The following is a 16,189-nucleotide window of genomic DNA, read 5'->3' on the forward strand; positions in this document are numbered from 1 at the left end:
TTTTTTGTATCCAGCGCCTGCCTCCATCGAGACGATGATCGAATGCGCAGGCGGTGTGATAATCCGGTGACAGCTATGGTCTTGCTACAGCGGAACGCAAAGCGGCGTGCCGGCAACGGGGTCGCGGATCACGAGCGTCTTCACCTTGAAGACATCGGCAATCGTCTTGGCGGAAATGACATTGTCCGGCGGGCCTGCCGCAATGACCTTGCCGTCCTTGAGCATGACGATATGCGTGGCGTAGCGTGCCGCTTGGTTGATGTCATGCAGAACGGCAACCACCGTCTTGCCGTGTCTATCGACCAGCGTCTTGATCAGGTTCATCAGTTCGATCTGATGTTCGAGGTCGAGATAGGTTGTCGGTTCGTCGAGCAGCAAGACTTCACCCTGCTGCGCCAGCGTCATGGCGATCCAGGCACGTTGGCGCTGGCCGCCGGAAAGACTGTCGAGCAGGCGGTCGGAGATATCCATCGTTCCGGTCAACGTCAGCGCCTCGTCGCAGGCCTGCTGGTCGGCGGCGGACCATCGGCCGAAGAGCGATCGGTGGGGATAGCGGCCTTGCCGCACGAGGTCGCCGACGGTCAGCCCCTCGGGCGCGACGGGCCCTTGCAGCAGGACGCCGACCTTGCGGGCAACCTCCCCGGTCGAGAGGTCCGTCAGGTCTCGGCCATCCAGCAGTATACTGCCGCCTGAGGGCTTCATGAGTCCTGCATAGGCCCGGAGGACCGTGGATTTTCCACTGCCGTTGGGTCCGATGAGCGCCGTGAAGCGTCTTTCTGGAATATCGAGATCGAGCGTCTCGACAATCCGACGTTTGCCATAGGCAAGATCGATGTGTTTGCCGGAGATCTTGGCTTTATGTTCGCAATCAGCAGCCATGGCGACGCCCCCACAGGAGATAGGCAAAGAAGGGTGCGCCCACGAGGCCGGTGACGATGCCCGCGGGAAATTGGATCGGTGGCAGGATGATGCGGCCGAGAAGGTCGGCAGCGACGACGAGGCAAGCGCCGACGAGAGCCGCGACCGGAAGTATGCGGGCATGAGAGGCCCCGACAAGCCTGCGCGCGATATGCGGCGCGACAAGGCCAACAAAGCCGATCAAGCCCGACACGGCAACGGCGGCTCCCGAGAGCACTGTGACGAGCACGATCATCAAGCCACGGATGCGGTCGGCCGGTTGACCAAGACTTTTGGCAGTGCTGTCGCCGAAGCGGATGAGATCGAGTTCACGGGCGCTTGAAAAGGCAAGAGTGAGGGGAACGATGAGCCAGAGTGCAAGCAGTCTGACCTTCACCATGCTGGCATCGTAGACGCTGCCGGCAAGCCAGATCATCGCGCGCTGCACATTGCCGATCTCGCCGAAAGCGGACAGAAAGGTGGTGCCGGCGGTGGCGAGCGACGACAAGCCGATGCCGATCAGGATGATCCGCAACGACGATGTGCCGCGCCGCCAGGCAAGCGTAAAGACGGCAAGCGCCATGGCTGCCGCGCCGCAGAAACCGGCAGCCTGCAGCAGGGCAACGGGCGGGTCCCGCACCAGAACGATGACCGCCATGACCGTGACCGCCGCGCCGCTATTGATGCCGAGGACCCCGGGCTCTGCGAGCGGATTGCGCATGATGGCCAGTGTGATCGTTCCGGCGGTGGCAAGTGCTACACCCACGAGAAGGGCAAGCAGCACGCGCGGCAGGCGCAGATCGTGCACAATCATGCTGCTCTGTTGATCCGTACTTCCGAGGGAATGGTAGAGCTCCATCCAGGTCAGTGACACGTCGCCGAAGGCCAGGCTGGCCAAAACGAGGAGCGCAAGCGATAGGCTAAACGCGATGAGCAGACGGATCATGCCGCACCCTTCAGCCGCGTGTGTGCGAGATAGAGGAAAAAGGGCGCGCCAACCAGCGCAACCGTTACCCCGACTGGAAAGCTCTGGCTGCCGAACACGAGCCTGCCGGCCATATCAGAGACGACGACGAGGAGGGCGCCACCCAGCGCGCAGAAGGGTAGAACCCAACGATAGTCGATACCGACGAGCATGCGCACCACATGCGGCACGACGAGGCCGACGAAGCCGATGGGTCCGGCGAGCGCTACGGCGCTGCCTGCCAGCAGGATCACGACAACGACCGATGCGCCGCGCCAGACGATCGGGTTCTGCCCGAGGGTACGCGAAGCATCTGCGCCGAGGCTCAGCGTGGTGAGGTGTCGCCCGACAAGAAACGCGGCTACGAGGCCAACGAGGAGTGCAGGTGCAACGGTTCTCGCCTGCACCATCGTCCGGCCCGTTACCGAGCCCGCGGTCCACAGCCGCACAGCATCGAGCGTGCTTTCATCGAATATGAGAACGGCAGTGGTGAGCGAGGTAAGAAAAGTTGCGACAACAGCGCCGGCCAGCACGAGGCCCAGCGGCGAGTACCCGATGGCACCAATCGAGCCGAGCGTAAAGACGACAAGGGCAGCTGTGCCTGCGCCGAGGAAGGCATACAGGAGATAGACGTCGCTCGTTCCCGTTCCGAAAAAGGTCATCGCCGTGACGACGGCAAAGGCAGCACCGGCATTGATGCCAAGGAGCCCGGGCGATGCGAGCGGATTGTTCGTGACCGCTTGCATGATGGCGCCGGAGACGGCGAGCGCGCTGCCGGCAAGCAGCGCTGCAATGACGCGCGGCAGGCGGATCGTTGTCACGAGAAGGTGGTCGCGCGACCCGTCATACCGAAAGATCGCTGAAACGATGGTGGAAAACGGCATGGTGGTCGTGCCGAGCGCGACGGCGGTGATCGCGGCAAGCATCAGCAGACAGAGAACGGCAATCAGGGCCAACGCCCGGCCGCGCTCGGTTGCGGTCACGCCGCCTGCGCGTCGCACCTTCATGGATCCGCCACGATATAGCGTTCCACGTCATCGAGAATCCGGTTCGCCGAGCCGATGCCATGAAAGCTTTGCCAAGGGCCGCGATCCACCCGGTGAGCACGGCCCGCCTGCACGGCCGGCAGAAGCTGCCAAAGCGGGTTCCCGGTTACCTGTTTCTCCAGGGCGTCATCCGGTCCGATCTCGAAGCCACTGGCGGACACATAGAGGAGGACGTCCCCGTCGAGGTTGGCGAGCTCCTCCCAGTCCGGCCGCTTGACGATCGTGCCATCGGTGACCATCTCATAGGCGGTGCGCTTCACTCCGGCTTCGCGCAGCACGGCAAAGGGGGCGTAGGCATCGGGTCCATCGACGAAGACGACGAAGCGATCTGGCGCGAAACGGACGGTAGAGACCGTGAGGTCCTTCGTCTTCATCCTCTCGCGGATCGCCGCGACCCGTGCGTCATAGGCGGCAAGCGAAGCATCCGCGACACCCCTTCGACCGGTGACCTCGGAAAGACGCTGGAGGTAATGCTTCCAATCCATGTGTTTGAAGAGGACCGTCGGGGCGATCCTGGCCGCCTGCTCGTAAATACCCGCGTGGACTTCGGCCGAACCGATGATCAGATCCGGTTTCAGCGTTGCGACGCGTTCTAGGCTCGGCTCCTTCGGATTGCCGAGATCCATCATTCTCCGGGCCTTCACCGCGTCGAGGACGTCGTTTTCCACAATCCCCATATAAGGCGTCGCGACGACGGGTGCGTTCAGCTCGATCAGGAGCCCGAGCGTGATCAGCGGATCGAGTGTGACGATCCGCTTCGCCTCCACGGGTAGGCAGACAGGCGGATTGTAGATCTCCTCGGTGATGGTCTTGCCCTCACAGGCCGCGTGCGCCAGCGCGTTGGACAAGAGAAATGCGAGAAGGAGAATACAGACGCGCAAGACGGATACCATGTCGTTACCGGGCTTGAAGGAGGGACTGCGGGACCAGCGCCCCGCAGTCCCTCGCCATTAGAATTTCGTGCGGATATTCAAGCCGAAGGAGCGGCGCTTGCCGGCCTGGCCGAAGGGCAGTGAGTAGTCCGGATCGACAATCGTGAAGTATTTTTCGTCGGTCAGATTTTCCGCAAAGGCGGTGATTTCCCAATTGTCCTTCTTGAAGCCCGTCTGCGCGTTGAGGATGAAGCGTGGATCGATCTTGTACATGCCCTTCGTGCCGAAGCGCGAATTGTAGCTCGTCGTGTACTTGGCATCCGCCCCGACGAAGATACCATTCTCGAATTCGTATCGGCCGCCAAAGCCCCAGCTCCATTCCGGCGCTTCCGGAAACGCCTTTCCATCCTGCGGAACCGTGAGCGCCGCGTGATTGAAGTCGAGGAACTTAGTGTTGAGATACCCGATCGAGGCAAATGCCGTGAACTGTTCGGTCACTGCGAAGGTCGGCTCGATTTCGAAGCCCCAGGCCCGCGACGTCGCGGCGTTCGACGTGATGCGATAGCCGGGGATGGTCGGATCCGGGCGGATTTCGACCTGTTGATCGTCATATTTCGTGTAGAAAACATTGGCGTTGAGCGTCAGCCGCTCATCAAGCAGCGTGCCCTTGTAGGACAGCTCGATATTCTGGGAATATTCCGGATCGTATGTCCCAAGCGAACCGGTCACACGATCGAAATAGGAACCGCCCGAGCGAAAACCCTGCGTGTAGGTGAGGCCCACCGTCTGGTTCTCTCCAAACTCTTTGGAAAGGCCGACCTTCGGCACGAAGTTCAGCTCGCTCAGCGACGTCGGGTCGCCTGTCAGAATGGGCGAGGAATCGATCCCGCCGAAGTAGTTCTGCTGATGGTCCTTGTCCTTTAGGTAGTCCAGGCGGCCGCCAAGCGTTGCAAACCATGTCGGGGCGAATTCGTAGCTCGCTTCGCCGAAGACGGCGAGATTCGACGTTCTGCGATGCTGTGAATCGCTCTGCTGATAGGCATCGAATGCGACGATATCTGTTTCGCCATCCCAGACTTCCCGGCTGCCATAGACGCCGGCGACCCATTTCCAGCGGTCAGCCTCATAGTTCAGGCGAAGTTCCTGTGTGAAGATCGAGTTGTCGTCCTCGCCGGTGATGCCGTTGACCACACCTTCCGTCCCGTAGTCGATCGAACGGCGATTGTTGATGCCGAATTGATAGCCGGTCATCGAGGTGAAGCGCAGCGTGTCGGAGATATCGTGCGTAACCTCCAGCCCAATATTGTGCGCCTCGGTCCAGCGATATTCGGTATAGGTGACCGGAGAATTGTTGAAGTCGCCGCGGCCGCTGTAAAGACCGACAAGCGCATCGTTCGGCCGATCCTTCGAATAGGCATAGGTCAGCAGCGCACGCGTATCCGGCATTTCGGACGGGGTGATCAGCAGCTTGGCCCTTATAACGCCACTAATATCCGTCGTCAGGTCGTCGAAATTGTCGAAACTCTCGAAATCATTTTAGGTGGGTTCTGCGTGAAAGCGCTCGAAGGCGCCGGAAATGCGCAGTGCGATCTGGTCCTCGACGAGCGGCGTGTTGACCATGAAGGCGGTTCCCGCAAGGTCGTTGCTGCCGACCGTGCCGGAAAGTTCGGCTTGCCTGTCGAAGGTCGGATCCTTCGACTTGATATAGATGGCGCCCGTCATCGCCGCGCGGCCGGACAGCGTCGATTGCGGACCGCGATAGACCTCGACCTGCTCGACGTCCCAGAGGTTGCGTGCACCGAAACGGGAGTTGTACCGCGTTTGCAGGATGCCATCGATGTAGACGGAGCCCGCGGGGCCGCCCGAAGGGACCAGGCCTTCCGAGCTCATGCCGCGGATGACGAAGCCGGCGTTGACCGTGCCGCTGTCCAGCACGTTCGCCATCCGCCGGAAGGTCTCCTGCGTGGTGCGGATCTGGCTGTCGGCAAGTGTCTCGACGCCGACAATGGCGACGCTGCTCGTCGTGCCGCCGAGCGTCGTCGTGTTGCGCGCGCCATAGATCGTGATCATCTCCAGTTCCGTCGCGCCATCCGGTACCATACCGGACGCGGCCCCACCGCTTTGCAGCGTCACCTGGTTGCTGCCGGCAAAGCGCGCGGTAACGCCGGTGTTCCCGAGCACCGCATTCAGCGCCTGTTCGGGCGTCAACGTGCCCTTCGCACCCCGTGTCGTCTTTCCATCGGCAACCGATGCATCGAACAGGATCTGAAGGCCGGTCTGGGCGGCAAGGCTGTTCAGCGCCGCCGTCAGCGGGCCGGCCGGCACGGAGATCGGCTCTGCCGTCACCTGTGCCACCGCTTCTTGCACAATCCCCGGCACCGCGGGGAGCATCACGAGGCTCGTTCCTGTGAGGAATGCCGCCCGTAGGCTCGCCCTTGCCCTGCGCGAAATACATCTGGTCGTCGTCATCCGAAATCCCCAATCCTACGGCGTTCAAGGCGCCGCAGCCCACCTTCATGAACGGCTAAACACTCCGCTCATGAAGGAAGACGATCCGATTTCCGAGTTTGGGACTCGGGGACTGGAGAAAAATTGAACGAAATTTATAGATCAACTGACGCCAAGATGCCGGCGCATGGCAAGACGCAATTCCGCATCCCGCTCTTCCGGCCTCTTCAGCACGCATGTCGGGCAGTATGTGCCGCCTTCCACGAGATAGTAACGGCAGCAGCCGCCACGCTGGCGGAAGGTATAGGAGAAATCCTCCTGCCGGCTGTCGAGCACCGTCAGGTCGAAATAGTGGAGCTGGCGATTGGCAAGCGGCGAACCGGGCACTTTCAGAATCCGCATCGCGGCCGCCTTAGACGCCTCGACCGCACCGAAATGGCGCCCGGAGTCGAGAAAGCGTCCGGCTATCGCATCAGCGGCAAGCCGCCACAGCGCTGCGCGAGACAGATGCGTCCGGGTGTGGATCGCCTCGACGACGGGGCTGAGATGCCGCTCGATTTCGACGCGGAACCGTTCCCCATCGGCGAGGTCATCGAGCTGGCCTTGCCAAAATCCTTCTTTGCTAAAACGTACATGAGCTCGTCGTGTACGGTGCATCTTCCCTTCATGCGGCTCCTCGATCGTGTAAAAGGAGAGTGCGACAGCGGCAGGAGTCAGATCCGGAACCAAGCCGAAGCCGCTGAAAAGAGGGACGGCCGCAGCGGCTAGAATGTAGCCGTAATCCGTCATCAACAGTGCTGCTGCAGTCCGTAGGTCGGTGCCTTTATTCAACGACTGCTCGAAGTGAATAAATTCGTTCAGGCGAAGTTCGTCGTTGAAGAAGGCTTCTGCTGTTACCCATCCTTCTCCAGCCGGATGAAGATCTGCGCGAACGTCGGGCATGTAGACAGCCTGCGCCTCGAGCGCGCGGCAGAGAAAGTCTGGCGTCTGGCATAAAGCAAGCGTCATGAGATCCGTGATGTCCGGCCGAGATTCGGCAGTAAGCGATCGCGCAGGCCACTTATCATCGAAAGACTCCCCAATCGGCCGACGAAGACATAACTGCCCGTGACACAAATCTCAACTCAAGCTCGCATCGCCGCTGGTTCGATTCCTTTCAAGACCTCCGTTACCCAACTCCGAAATAAACCGATACACTCTTACAGCGGATCTGCCGCATTGCGCATGCAAGGCTGGATGTATGCCTCGCACTCGGCGGGGATGACGTATAGATCTTCATAGAAGCGCGTTACGTTGCCAAGCTGTGTTCGAAATCACAAAGCTCGATCCCGAGCTGGGCGATCTCCTCGAAGAACAGGCTGTTGTAATCGTTGCGGTATGTGATGAAGTATTCGAGCTTTGGCAGGCGGAACGCCGAGCGGATGATCCGCAGGCGCCCGTCTGTGACATAGCGGCTGAAGAAAGCCTTGGGCAGGATGGTGATGCCGAGACCATGGGCTGCAAGCTCGGCAAGGGCCGCCATATTGTTGCACGAAATCGTTTTCGTGAACGGCATCCGCGGATTGTCGATGACGTCCTGCAGGATGGGGCGCAGCATGGAGCCGGCCGACTGGATGAGCAGCGGAAACTTCAACATATCCGCGCGGCTGAGCTCAGCATTGCCGCTATAGAGCTTCGGACTGCACATCCACACAAGCTCGATTTCGCCCAGTCGCTTATTGACGAACTGCGGGTGCTGGGTGAGGCGCGGGCAGATGACGAAGTCGATGCGGCGCTCTTTCAGCCGCTCTAGCAGCCCCGCCGTCAGATCGATCTCCGGCTCCAGTGAGATGCCGGGATAACGCTCCATGATCGTCGCCAGAAGCTGCGGCAGCCAGGAGAGAGCAACGAGGTCCGTCACGCCGAGCCGGAATCGGAAAGGTGGCGCATTGGCGGCGCGGGCGGTCAGCGTCAGCCGGTCGTTCAGACGTAGCATCTGTTCGGCAATGTCGCGGATGTCCTGCCCCTTGCTCGTCAGGATCGACTGGCGGCTGGAGCGATCGAACAGCGGCACTGGAAACTTCCCCTCCAGCTCGCCGATCCGCTTGGAGATCGTCGATTGCGTGACATTGAGGTAGGAGCCTGCCGCCTCGAAGCTGCCGAGCGTCGAGACCCAATAGAGCGCTTCGAGCTGCTTAAACGTAAACATGGGAACAACCTCGCATGAAAAAAAGCGATATGAATAGAAGCGAATTTATCGCTTTTTTTCGGATGAACGCAAGTTTACCTTTTTGGCTAAGGGCAGACCTTGGGAGAGGTCTTCTTGAAGGTCCAAACATCGAGCTCTTAGGAGGAGACATGACGATCGAAGAAAACGCAGCTCCGCAGGCGGTAGATCCCGGCCTGATCAGCGAGTATCGCGGGGTTGCCACCTCCATCATCAGCGACAACCTCTCCCGCCTGCCGGGCGCGACCGGCGTGCTGCCGTATCATGCAGGCGGTCCGCTCATCGGAACGGCGCTGACGGTGAAGACGCGCAACGGCGACAACCTCGCCATTCACGCCGCACTGAATATCGCGCGCCGTGGCGACGTGATCGTGGTCGATGGAGGCGGTGATGTCAGCCAGGCGCTGATCGGCGAGATCATCCTGACGCATGCGGAGTCCATCGGCGTCGCCGGTTTCGTGATCGACGGCGCCATCCGTGACGTTTCGGCGATCCGGGCTTCTGACCTTCCGTGTTATGCCCGTGGCGTGACCCACAAGGGTCCCTATAAGAATGGTCCGGGATCTCTCAACGTTCCGGTTTCGATCGGCGGGCTGGTCGTCCATCCCGGTGATCTCATCGTGGGCGACGACGACGGCGTGGTCGCATTGTCGCCGCAGGTGGCCGCTGCTCTGCTGCCGGGTATCCGGGCGCAGGAGGAGCGCGAACGGGTGAAGATCGCCAAGTTCAAGGAGGCGCGGCTGCAGCTTGTGAGGGCCTGAGCCCGTCCTGCCGGACGGATCCATTCGAACGACAATGAGGAGAACGTCGTTGAATTTCTGGAAATCCATTGCGCTGGTCGCATCGACCGCCTTGACCACCCCCGCCAGTCTTGCGCATGCGCAGGATGCGACCGCCGTCACCATCGTGCTTCCCGCCGGTCCAGACCGGCTGGACCCCTGCGAAACGCCCCGCTCGGTCATTGGCCGCATCATCAAGCAGAACGTCGTGGAAACGCTGGTGGAGCTGGACTATGCCAACCAGAAAACCTTGCCGCGTCTGGCGGAAAGCTGGGAGCAGACGGCGCCGACCGAATGGGTGTTCAAGCTTCGGCCGGGGATTACCTTCCACGACGGCACACCCTTCGACGCCAAGTCCGTCGTCCACTCGCTGGAGCGCACCAACGATTCGGCGCTCACCTGCATCACCCGTACCAAATATCTCGACGGCATCGATATCAAGGCCGTGGAGGTTGATCCGCAAACGGTAAAGTTTACAACGAAGACGGCAGTGCCGATCCTGCCGACGCTGCTCGCGCAGCTCACCATTTCATCGGTCAACACACCGAAGGGCGAATACACCGCCAAGCCGATCGGCACGGGCCCCTATATTTTCGACCACTGGACGCAGGGCGAAAATATCGGCCTCGTCCGCAATGATGGCTACTGGGGCGAAAGGCCGGTGATCGACAAGGCGACCTATGTCTGGCGCACGGAATCCTCGGTCGCGGCGGCCATGGTGGAGACAGGCGAGGCCGATCTCGCTTTTTCCATCGCGCCGCAGGATGCGACCAATCCGGAGACGGACAAGGTCTACCCAAATTCCGACAGCGCATTGTTCCGGCTGTCCGTCGATATTCCCCCGCTCAACGACATCCGCGTGCGCAAGGCGATCAATCTGGCCATCGACCGCAAGGCGTTTCTCGGCAGCGTCATCAGCGACAAGGCGGAGCTGGCCATGCAGCAGGTGGGCCCGAGTGCGCTGGGTTTCAATCCCAACCTGAAGCCTTGGCCTTACGATCCGGAGCAGGCGCAGAAGCTGCTGGCCGAAGCCAAGGCAGATGGCGTGGAGGTCGATCGCGAGATCCGAATGATCGGCCGCCCGGCGATGTTTGCCAACTCGAACGAGTTCGTCGAAGCCTCTGCCGAAATGCTGCGCGCCGTCGGCTTCAACATCAAGCTCGAAAACCTCGAGATGACGCAATGGCTGAAGATGGCGAACAAGCCTTTCTCGCCGGACCGGGCGCCCAACATCTTCCTGACCATGCACGACAACAACAGCGGCGACGCGGCGTTCACGGCCTTCTTCAAGTACCATTCCGACGGCCGGCAGAGCGAGTTGCACGACCCGGCGCTGGACGCCCTGATCGTGGGTGCCGGCACGAAAGCCGGCGATGAACGCGTGCGGGAATACAACGAGGTTTTCCGCAGGATCTACGAGGACGTCGTCGCCGACGTGCCGCTGTTCCATATGGTCAACTACATGCGTGTCGGTAAGCGGCTGGACTTCACGCCAACCATCGCGAACGCCGTCGAACTGCAGCTTGCCCGGCTGAAGCTCGCCGACAAGGCGACGGACTGACCTGTCTGACGATGCGCCTCCTGTCCAAGGGGGCGCACCGTGTCCGACCATCGATCCACATCCGGCGGAGGAGGCTGATATGGGGTCTTTCATCTTCAAGCGATCGTTGCAGAGCGTGTTCTCGCTCATCGCGCTGATCATTCTCATCTTCTTTCTGGCGCGCATGACGGGCTCGCCCGCAGATCTTTATCTGCCGCAGGACGCATCCGCAGAAGCGCGTTTCCAGTTCAACGAGCAATACGGGTTCAACGATCCGCTGATCGAGCAGTTCGGGCGCTTCCTGTGGGGGCTCCTGCATTTCGACATGGGCCAGTCGCTGCAGTTCTCACGCCCTGCCGTCGAGGTCGTGCTGCAGGCCTTCCCGACGACACTGGCGCTTGCGGCCATCACCATGCCGCTCGTCCTTCTCGTGTCGATCGTCACGGGATCTCTCGCAGCGTACCGGCCCGGCGGCATCTTCGACCGGCTCGCCAGCATTATCTCGCTGATCGGCGCCAGCACGCCGAATTTCTGGGTGGCGATCGTCGGCGTTCTCGTCTTCGCCGTCACGCTGCGGGTCCTGCCGACGTCCGGCACCGGTACCGCACTGCACTGGATCCTGCCTGTCGGCGTTCTCATGCTGCGGCCGACCGGCGTGCTCGTTCAGGTGGTCCGAACATCGATGATGACGGCCCTGTCCTCCACCTACATCAAGACCGCGCGTGCCAAGGGCGTCGGTTCGCGTGCCATCGTCTTTGTGCATGCGCTGCGCAACGGCCTGCTTCCGGTCATCACGGTCGCGAGCGACCAGGCGGCCGGCATCGTCAACGGCGCCGTCATCGTGGAAACGGTGTTCGGATTTCCCGGCATCGGTAAACTCATGATCGACTCCGTCCTCCTGCGGGATTTCGCCGTCATCCAGGCCGCCGTCCTCGTCACGGCCCTCGCCGTTTTCGTCATCAACATCATCGTGGATATCGCCTATGCCCTCGTCGACCCGCGCATACGGTACAGCTGAGATGGCCGAGCCCGCCTCGCTCGCCGCCAGACCCGCCGCGCCGTCTTCCGGCGTCTTGGAGATCCTCGGCCTTCTCTGGCAGGACAAGGTCGCCGCCGTCTCGGCAGCCCTCCTGACCCTCGTCCTCGCCTGCGTCCTTCTCGGACCCTGGCTGCTCGCCGATCAGGCGCGCGCGCTCAACCTCATGGCCCGCAACGCCCCGCCGTTTTCGATCGACAAGGGTTGGCTGTTCGTGCTCGGCGCGGATGCGCTCGGCCGTAGCCTGCTTGCCCGCATTGTCGTCGCCAGTCAGAACACGATGCTGATCGCGGTCAGCGCGGTCGCCATTTCCGTCATCGTCGGCGGCATTCTCGGCCTCATCGCCGGCTATCAGGGCGGATGGGCGAGCGCCATCCTCCTGCGGCTGGCGGATGCGATCATGAGCTTTCCGTCCATGCTTCTGGCGGTCATCGTGCTCTTCGTGTTCGATCCCGGCGTCACCAACGTCATCCTCGTGCTGGCCGTCTCCCGCATCCCGATCTTCCTGCGCACGGTGCGGGCCGAGGTGCTGGAAATCAAGGAGCGCATGTTCGTCATTGCCGCCCGCGCTATGGGCGCCCGGACGAACCGCGTTCTCCTGCGCCATGTCGCGCCGATGATCCTGCCGACCATCATCAACCTGGCCGCGCTCGAAATCGCCTTCGTCATGCTCGTGGAGTCCGGTCTCTCCTTCCTCGGGATCGGCATCCAGCCGCCGGAGGTGACCTGGGGGCTGATGGTGGCCGACGGGCGCAACTATCTGGGCTCCGCCTGGTGGCTCGCTTTCTGGCCCGGCGTCGCCATCATGCTCGTCACCATGGCCCTCAACCTTCTTTCCAACTGGCTCCGCGTCGTCACCGATCCGGTCGAGCGCTGGCGCCTTCAGACATCGGTAGGCAGACATGACTGATCAGCCGCTTCTCAACATTCGCCATCTCTCGATCGACTTCCCCAACCGCCACGGCGTCGTCCATGCCGTTGCCGATGTCAGCTGGTCCGTGAATTCGGGCGAAACACTGGCAATCCTGGGTGAAAGTGGCTCCGGCAAGAGCGTCAGCGCATCGGCGGTGATGGACTTGGTGGATGCGCCGCCCGCGCTCATCACCAGCGGCGAAATCCTCTACCGCGGCCGCGATCTTCTGAAGACGCCGCGCGACGAGCGCCGCAAGATCAACGGCAAGAATATCTCCATGATCTTCCAGGATCCGCTGGCGGCCCTCAATCCGGTCTACCCGGTCGGCTGGCAGATCGCGGAGACACTGCGGGTCCACGGCATCGACAAGCCGACGGCCCATGCACGGGTGATCGATCTTCTTGGCCGCGTCGGCATCGCCGATCCGGAGCGCCGGGCGAAACAGTATCCGCACCAGTTTTCCGGCGGCCAGCGCCAGCGCATCATGATCGCGTCGGCCATCGCGCTCGAGCCCGACCTGCTGATTGCCGACGAGCCGACCAGCGCGCTCGACGTGACGGTCCAGGCGCAGGTTCTGAAGCTTTTGAAGGAGTTGCAGGCGGAAAGCGGTATGGGTCTTGTGCTGATCACCCACGATCTCGGCGTTGTTGAAAAGGTGGCCGATCGCGTCGTCGTCATGCAGAACGGCCGGATCGTCGAAGCGGGAACGGCAACCGCCATCATGACCAAACCGCAGCACCCATATACCCGCAAGCTGCTCGACGCGATGCCCGGACGTCATGGTTTCGAGACGCCGCCGAGCGTCGCGGCGAGCGCGCGGCCCATTCTGGAGGTGTGCAACGTCTCGCGCGTCTACGGCGTCCTTCCCGGCAAGGTCTCCGAGATCGTGCCGAATGCGGTGAAGGCTGTGGACGATGCGAGCTTCGTGCTGAACAAGGGGGAAACGCTCGGCATCGTCGGCGAATCCGGCTCCGGCAAATCGACGCTTGCCCGAATGCTGCTCGGGCTCGACAAGCCGACGCTCGGCACGATCCGGTTCGATGGTCACGACCTCAATGCCATGTCGACGGCCGAGACGTTCAAGGTACGGCGGCGGATGCAGTTCGTCTTCCAGGACCCCACGGCCTCGCTCAACCCGCGCATGACGGTTGGTCAGATCGTCTCGGAGCCTTGGGCAATCCATACCGACGTGCTGGAAAAGCGGTTCTGGCGCGACCGTGCCATCGATCTTCTGGAGCGCGTCGGCCTGAAGGCCGATCAGATCGACCGCCATCCGCACCAGTTCTCCGGCGGCCAGCGCCAGCGCATCGCCATCGCCCGGGCGCTGGCGCTCCAGCCGGATGTGATCGTGTGCGACGAGGCGGTGTCGGCGCTCGACGTGTCGGTGCAGGCGCAGGTGATCGATCTTCTAAAGACGCTCCGTCGCGACTTCGGTCTTTCCTACATCTTCATCGCCCACGACCTTGCGCTGATCCGCGACTTCGCAACCTCGACCATCGTCATGTACAGGGGGCAGATCGTCGAGCATGCATCAACAGAAGCCCTCTTCCGCGACCCGCAGCATGCGTACACTCAAAGGCTGCTTCAAGCGAGCGAAACGCATCTTGAGGTGGCAGCGTAACGTCATCGGCATGTCGAATGCGCAAGGTGTTGGTTTCCACTCAGAACTTAGTCGCTTAGGCTCAGGACCTATTAATCTGATTTGAGATGTGATTCACAGTCTCCATTGAGGAGTCCGTGATGAGTGATTTGTTTTTGCTGAGCGAGCGTCAGATGTCTCGGATCTCACCGATCTTTCCCTTGGCGCATGGTGTGCCGCGGGTCGATGACCGGCGGGTGGTGAGCGGGATCGTCTATCGCTTTAAGCCCGCAGCAGCAATTCGTTCGGACCTGCCGTTTCGACCCGATTCCGCCCAAGGGCTTTTGCCCTATACAGGGCGCCGTCGGCACTTGCGAGCATCCCGGTGAGGTCCTGGCAGTCCGGCGCCGCAAGACCGATACTGACGGTTGCCTGGGTCTCCAGGCCCTCTGCCCGAGCGGCTGCTTTTGCGAACCTGCTTGCAATGACTGAGCCCCGACTGAGAGCTTGACGATGGTCGCATCGTGGCAAGAGCGCGGCGAATTCCTCACCACCAAGTCGGACAAGAAGCGCGTCGGGTCCCGCTTCTTCGCGGGCGGTTTCGGCGAACAGTTTCAGGATTCTATCTCCGACCGGATGGCCATGGCGGTCGTTGATCGCCTTGAAGTGGTCGAGATCGAAAGCAAGTAGGGAGACGGGGTAGTGATGCCGCTCCCTGAGGATCAGAGCGGCCTGCTCAAAAAAGGCGTGACGGTTTGCGAGCCCGGTCAATTGATCGGTATGCGACATGCGGAGCAGGTGCTGCTTCTCCTCCTCTCGAATGATCATCAGAAAGGACATCGGCATCGCTACCGAGTACAAGACGGCCTCATACATCGTTGCCTTCCCGATGGTGGAGAGAATATCTGGTCCGTACTGCTGAAAGAGGACAGGGGATATGGACGCACGGCCGAGGTAGAACACGGCATGGACAGCCGAGATCCATACTGCGATCGGACGTGAGCGCAAGCGTCGCGCAGTGTGGCTGCGCATAAGTATCCATGCTGTCAGGCCGCAGGTCAGCGCGATCGGGAGAGACGAGACATGGTTCCAAAAGGCTGCCGGGAATTGCGTGCCAGCCATCGCCCAGGCGAGGACCAGGAAGCCCAGCGCTCCAGCGGACAACCTAATATATCGGTGACCGTCGAGGCCGGCGCTGGCATTGAGGACTAGAAGGTATCCCAACATCATCAGGATGTTGGTCGCCCCCATGCCGAGAACAACCGGTATGTGGCTGCGGTTCATTGCAACGACGCAGCCGAGAGCGAATGTGAAAAGTGCCGCGATTAGAACGCCTAGCACGCGTGCGCGAGCAGGGTGAGCCTGCCTTTCCCAAAGTAGAAGCGAAGCTGATACCAGCAGCGTCCCAACCGTTAAGTACCAAAGAGTTTGTAAATCGATCTGCATTGCTCTGCCTGCCTCACGTAGAGGCTACAGGGCAGTGTTTATAAGATCCTTTACGTTGCCTCCTATACGGACGACATAGTTTGCACAACGTTAAGCGTGGTTTCAGTGTTGGCATTCACGGATAAGGGTTGATTTCCGCCGTGATAGCGATTTTGCGTCTGATCGAATGCGACGGCAGTTTCGCTTAGCCGCCCTCGCGGTCGGTATGACGGTGATGCTGGTAACCAGCCTGCTCGTGTCAAGAGACCTTTTCCCTTTCACAGCGCTGAATGGGGCGTCTGCAGTGCGCGAAATCCTCATATTCGGAGGCTGCTCAGTCCTGTTGATCATCGCGATCCAGCTGGGAAAGCGGTCGGAGGTGGTGATGAATGTCTTTCGAAAGACATTCGGAATGCGTACTCCGCACGGTATATGGGCATGGTTTGTCAGCATCCTAGCTCTAATTGTTGCGGCTTGGGGAGTG

The 16,189-nt window shown here is 61.2% G+C and carries 14 protein-coding genes and 1 pseudogene; 6 read left to right on the top strand and 9 right to left on the bottom strand.

Translation table 11 applies throughout. From position 1 onward, the window contains the following. Positions 1 to 84: 84 nt before the first annotated feature. The 8 genes from LRX75_RS10160 to LRX75_RS10195 all read right to left on the bottom strand — a co-directional run bounded on the left by LRX75_RS10160 (position 85) and on the right by LRX75_RS10195 (position 8,415). Positions 85 to 879, bottom strand: a complete 795-nt coding sequence (locus LRX75_RS10160; RefSeq protein ID WP_231814019.1) for an ABC transporter ATP-binding protein — start codon at positions 877 to 879, stop codon at positions 85 to 87. Continuing rightward, positions 869 to 1,843, bottom strand: coding sequence for a FecCD family ABC transporter permease (locus LRX75_RS10165; RefSeq protein ID WP_231814021.1), 975 nt, complete (start codon positions 1,841 to 1,843; stop codon positions 869 to 871). The genes LRX75_RS10160 and LRX75_RS10165 overlap by 11 nt, the downstream gene beginning before the upstream one ends. Beyond that, a complete protein-coding gene (locus tag LRX75_RS10170; protein ID WP_231814023.1) occupies positions 1,840 to 2,868 on the bottom strand; it encodes a FecCD family ABC transporter permease in 1,029 nt (342 codons plus the stop codon). Before LRX75_RS10170 ends, LRX75_RS10165 begins: the two co-directional genes overlap by 4 nt. After that, positions 2,865 to 3,755 carry an iron-siderophore ABC transporter substrate-binding protein gene (locus LRX75_RS10175; RefSeq protein WP_231814024.1) on the bottom strand — a complete coding sequence of 297 codons (891 nt, stop codon included), beginning with the start codon at positions 3,753 to 3,755 and terminating at the stop codon, positions 2,865 to 2,867. Before LRX75_RS10175 ends, LRX75_RS10170 begins: the two co-directional genes overlap by 4 nt. Positions 3,756 to 3,857: 102 nt before the next feature. Next, positions 3,858 to 5,225, bottom strand: coding sequence for a TonB-dependent receptor (locus LRX75_RS10180; protein WP_231814026.1), 1,368 nt, complete (start codon positions 5,223 to 5,225; stop codon positions 3,858 to 3,860). 90 nt (positions 5,226 to 5,315) lie between these two features. Next, positions 5,316 to 6,170, bottom strand: a complete 855-nt coding sequence (locus tag LRX75_RS10185) for a TonB-dependent receptor (RefSeq protein ID WP_231814505.1) — start codon at positions 6,168 to 6,170, stop codon at positions 5,316 to 5,318. A gap of 219 nt (positions 6,171 to 6,389) precedes the next feature. Beyond that, complete coding sequence (locus tag LRX75_RS10190) at positions 6,390 to 7,235, bottom strand: (2Fe-2S)-binding protein (protein WP_231814028.1); 846 nt, start codon at positions 7,233 to 7,235, stop codon at positions 6,390 to 6,392. A gap of 280 nt (positions 7,236 to 7,515) precedes the next feature. Beyond that, a complete protein-coding gene (locus LRX75_RS10195) occupies positions 7,516 to 8,415 on the bottom strand; it encodes a LysR family transcriptional regulator (RefSeq protein ID WP_231814029.1) in 900 nt (299 codons plus the stop codon). A gap of 149 nt (positions 8,416 to 8,564) precedes the next feature. Between LRX75_RS10195 and LRX75_RS10200 the strand changes: the two genes are divergently transcribed. The 6 genes and pseudogenes from LRX75_RS10200 to LRX75_RS10225 all read left to right on the top strand — a co-directional run. Further along, complete coding sequence (locus tag LRX75_RS10200) at positions 8,565 to 9,194, top strand: RraA family protein (RefSeq protein ID WP_231814507.1); 630 nt, start codon at positions 8,565 to 8,567, stop codon at positions 9,192 to 9,194. Positions 9,195 to 9,243: 49 nt separating this feature from the next. Further along, the gene (locus LRX75_RS10205) at positions 9,244 to 10,773 is read left to right on the top strand and encodes an ABC transporter substrate-binding protein (protein WP_231814031.1); all 1,530 of its coding nucleotides are present in this window, start codon (positions 9,244 to 9,246) and stop codon (positions 10,771 to 10,773) included. A 79-nt stretch (positions 10,774 to 10,852) separates the two neighbouring features. Then, positions 10,853 to 11,770, top strand: a complete 918-nt coding sequence (locus LRX75_RS10210) for an ABC transporter permease (RefSeq protein ID WP_231814033.1) — start codon at positions 10,853 to 10,855, stop codon at positions 11,768 to 11,770. 1 nt (position 11,771) lies between these two features. Then, positions 11,772 to 12,698, top strand: coding sequence for an ABC transporter permease (locus LRX75_RS10215; protein WP_420851186.1), 927 nt, complete (start codon positions 11,772 to 11,774; stop codon positions 12,696 to 12,698). After that, the gene (locus tag LRX75_RS10220) at positions 12,691 to 14,322 is read left to right on the top strand and encodes an ABC transporter ATP-binding protein (RefSeq protein WP_231814037.1); all 1,632 of its coding nucleotides are present in this window, start codon (positions 12,691 to 12,693) and stop codon (positions 14,320 to 14,322) included. Before LRX75_RS10215 ends, LRX75_RS10220 begins: the two co-directional genes overlap by 8 nt. 119 nt (positions 14,323 to 14,441) lie before the next feature. Then, positions 14,442 to 14,558: pseudogene (locus tag LRX75_RS10225) on the top strand (IS5/IS1182 family transposase); the annotation flags it as partial. 4 nt (positions 14,559 to 14,562) lie between these two features. Here LRX75_RS10225 and LRX75_RS10230 read toward each other — a convergent pair. Continuing rightward, entirely contained in the window at positions 14,563 to 15,726 is a 1,164-nt protein-coding gene (locus LRX75_RS10230; RefSeq protein WP_231814039.1) for a GGDEF domain-containing protein, read from the bottom strand. Positions 15,727 to 16,189 lie beyond the last annotated feature (463 nt).

The organism is Rhizobium quercicola, from assembly GCF_021168455.1.
GTDB classification, from domain to species: domain Bacteria; phylum Pseudomonadota; class Alphaproteobacteria; order Rhizobiales; family Rhizobiaceae; genus Ferranicluibacter; species Ferranicluibacter quercicola.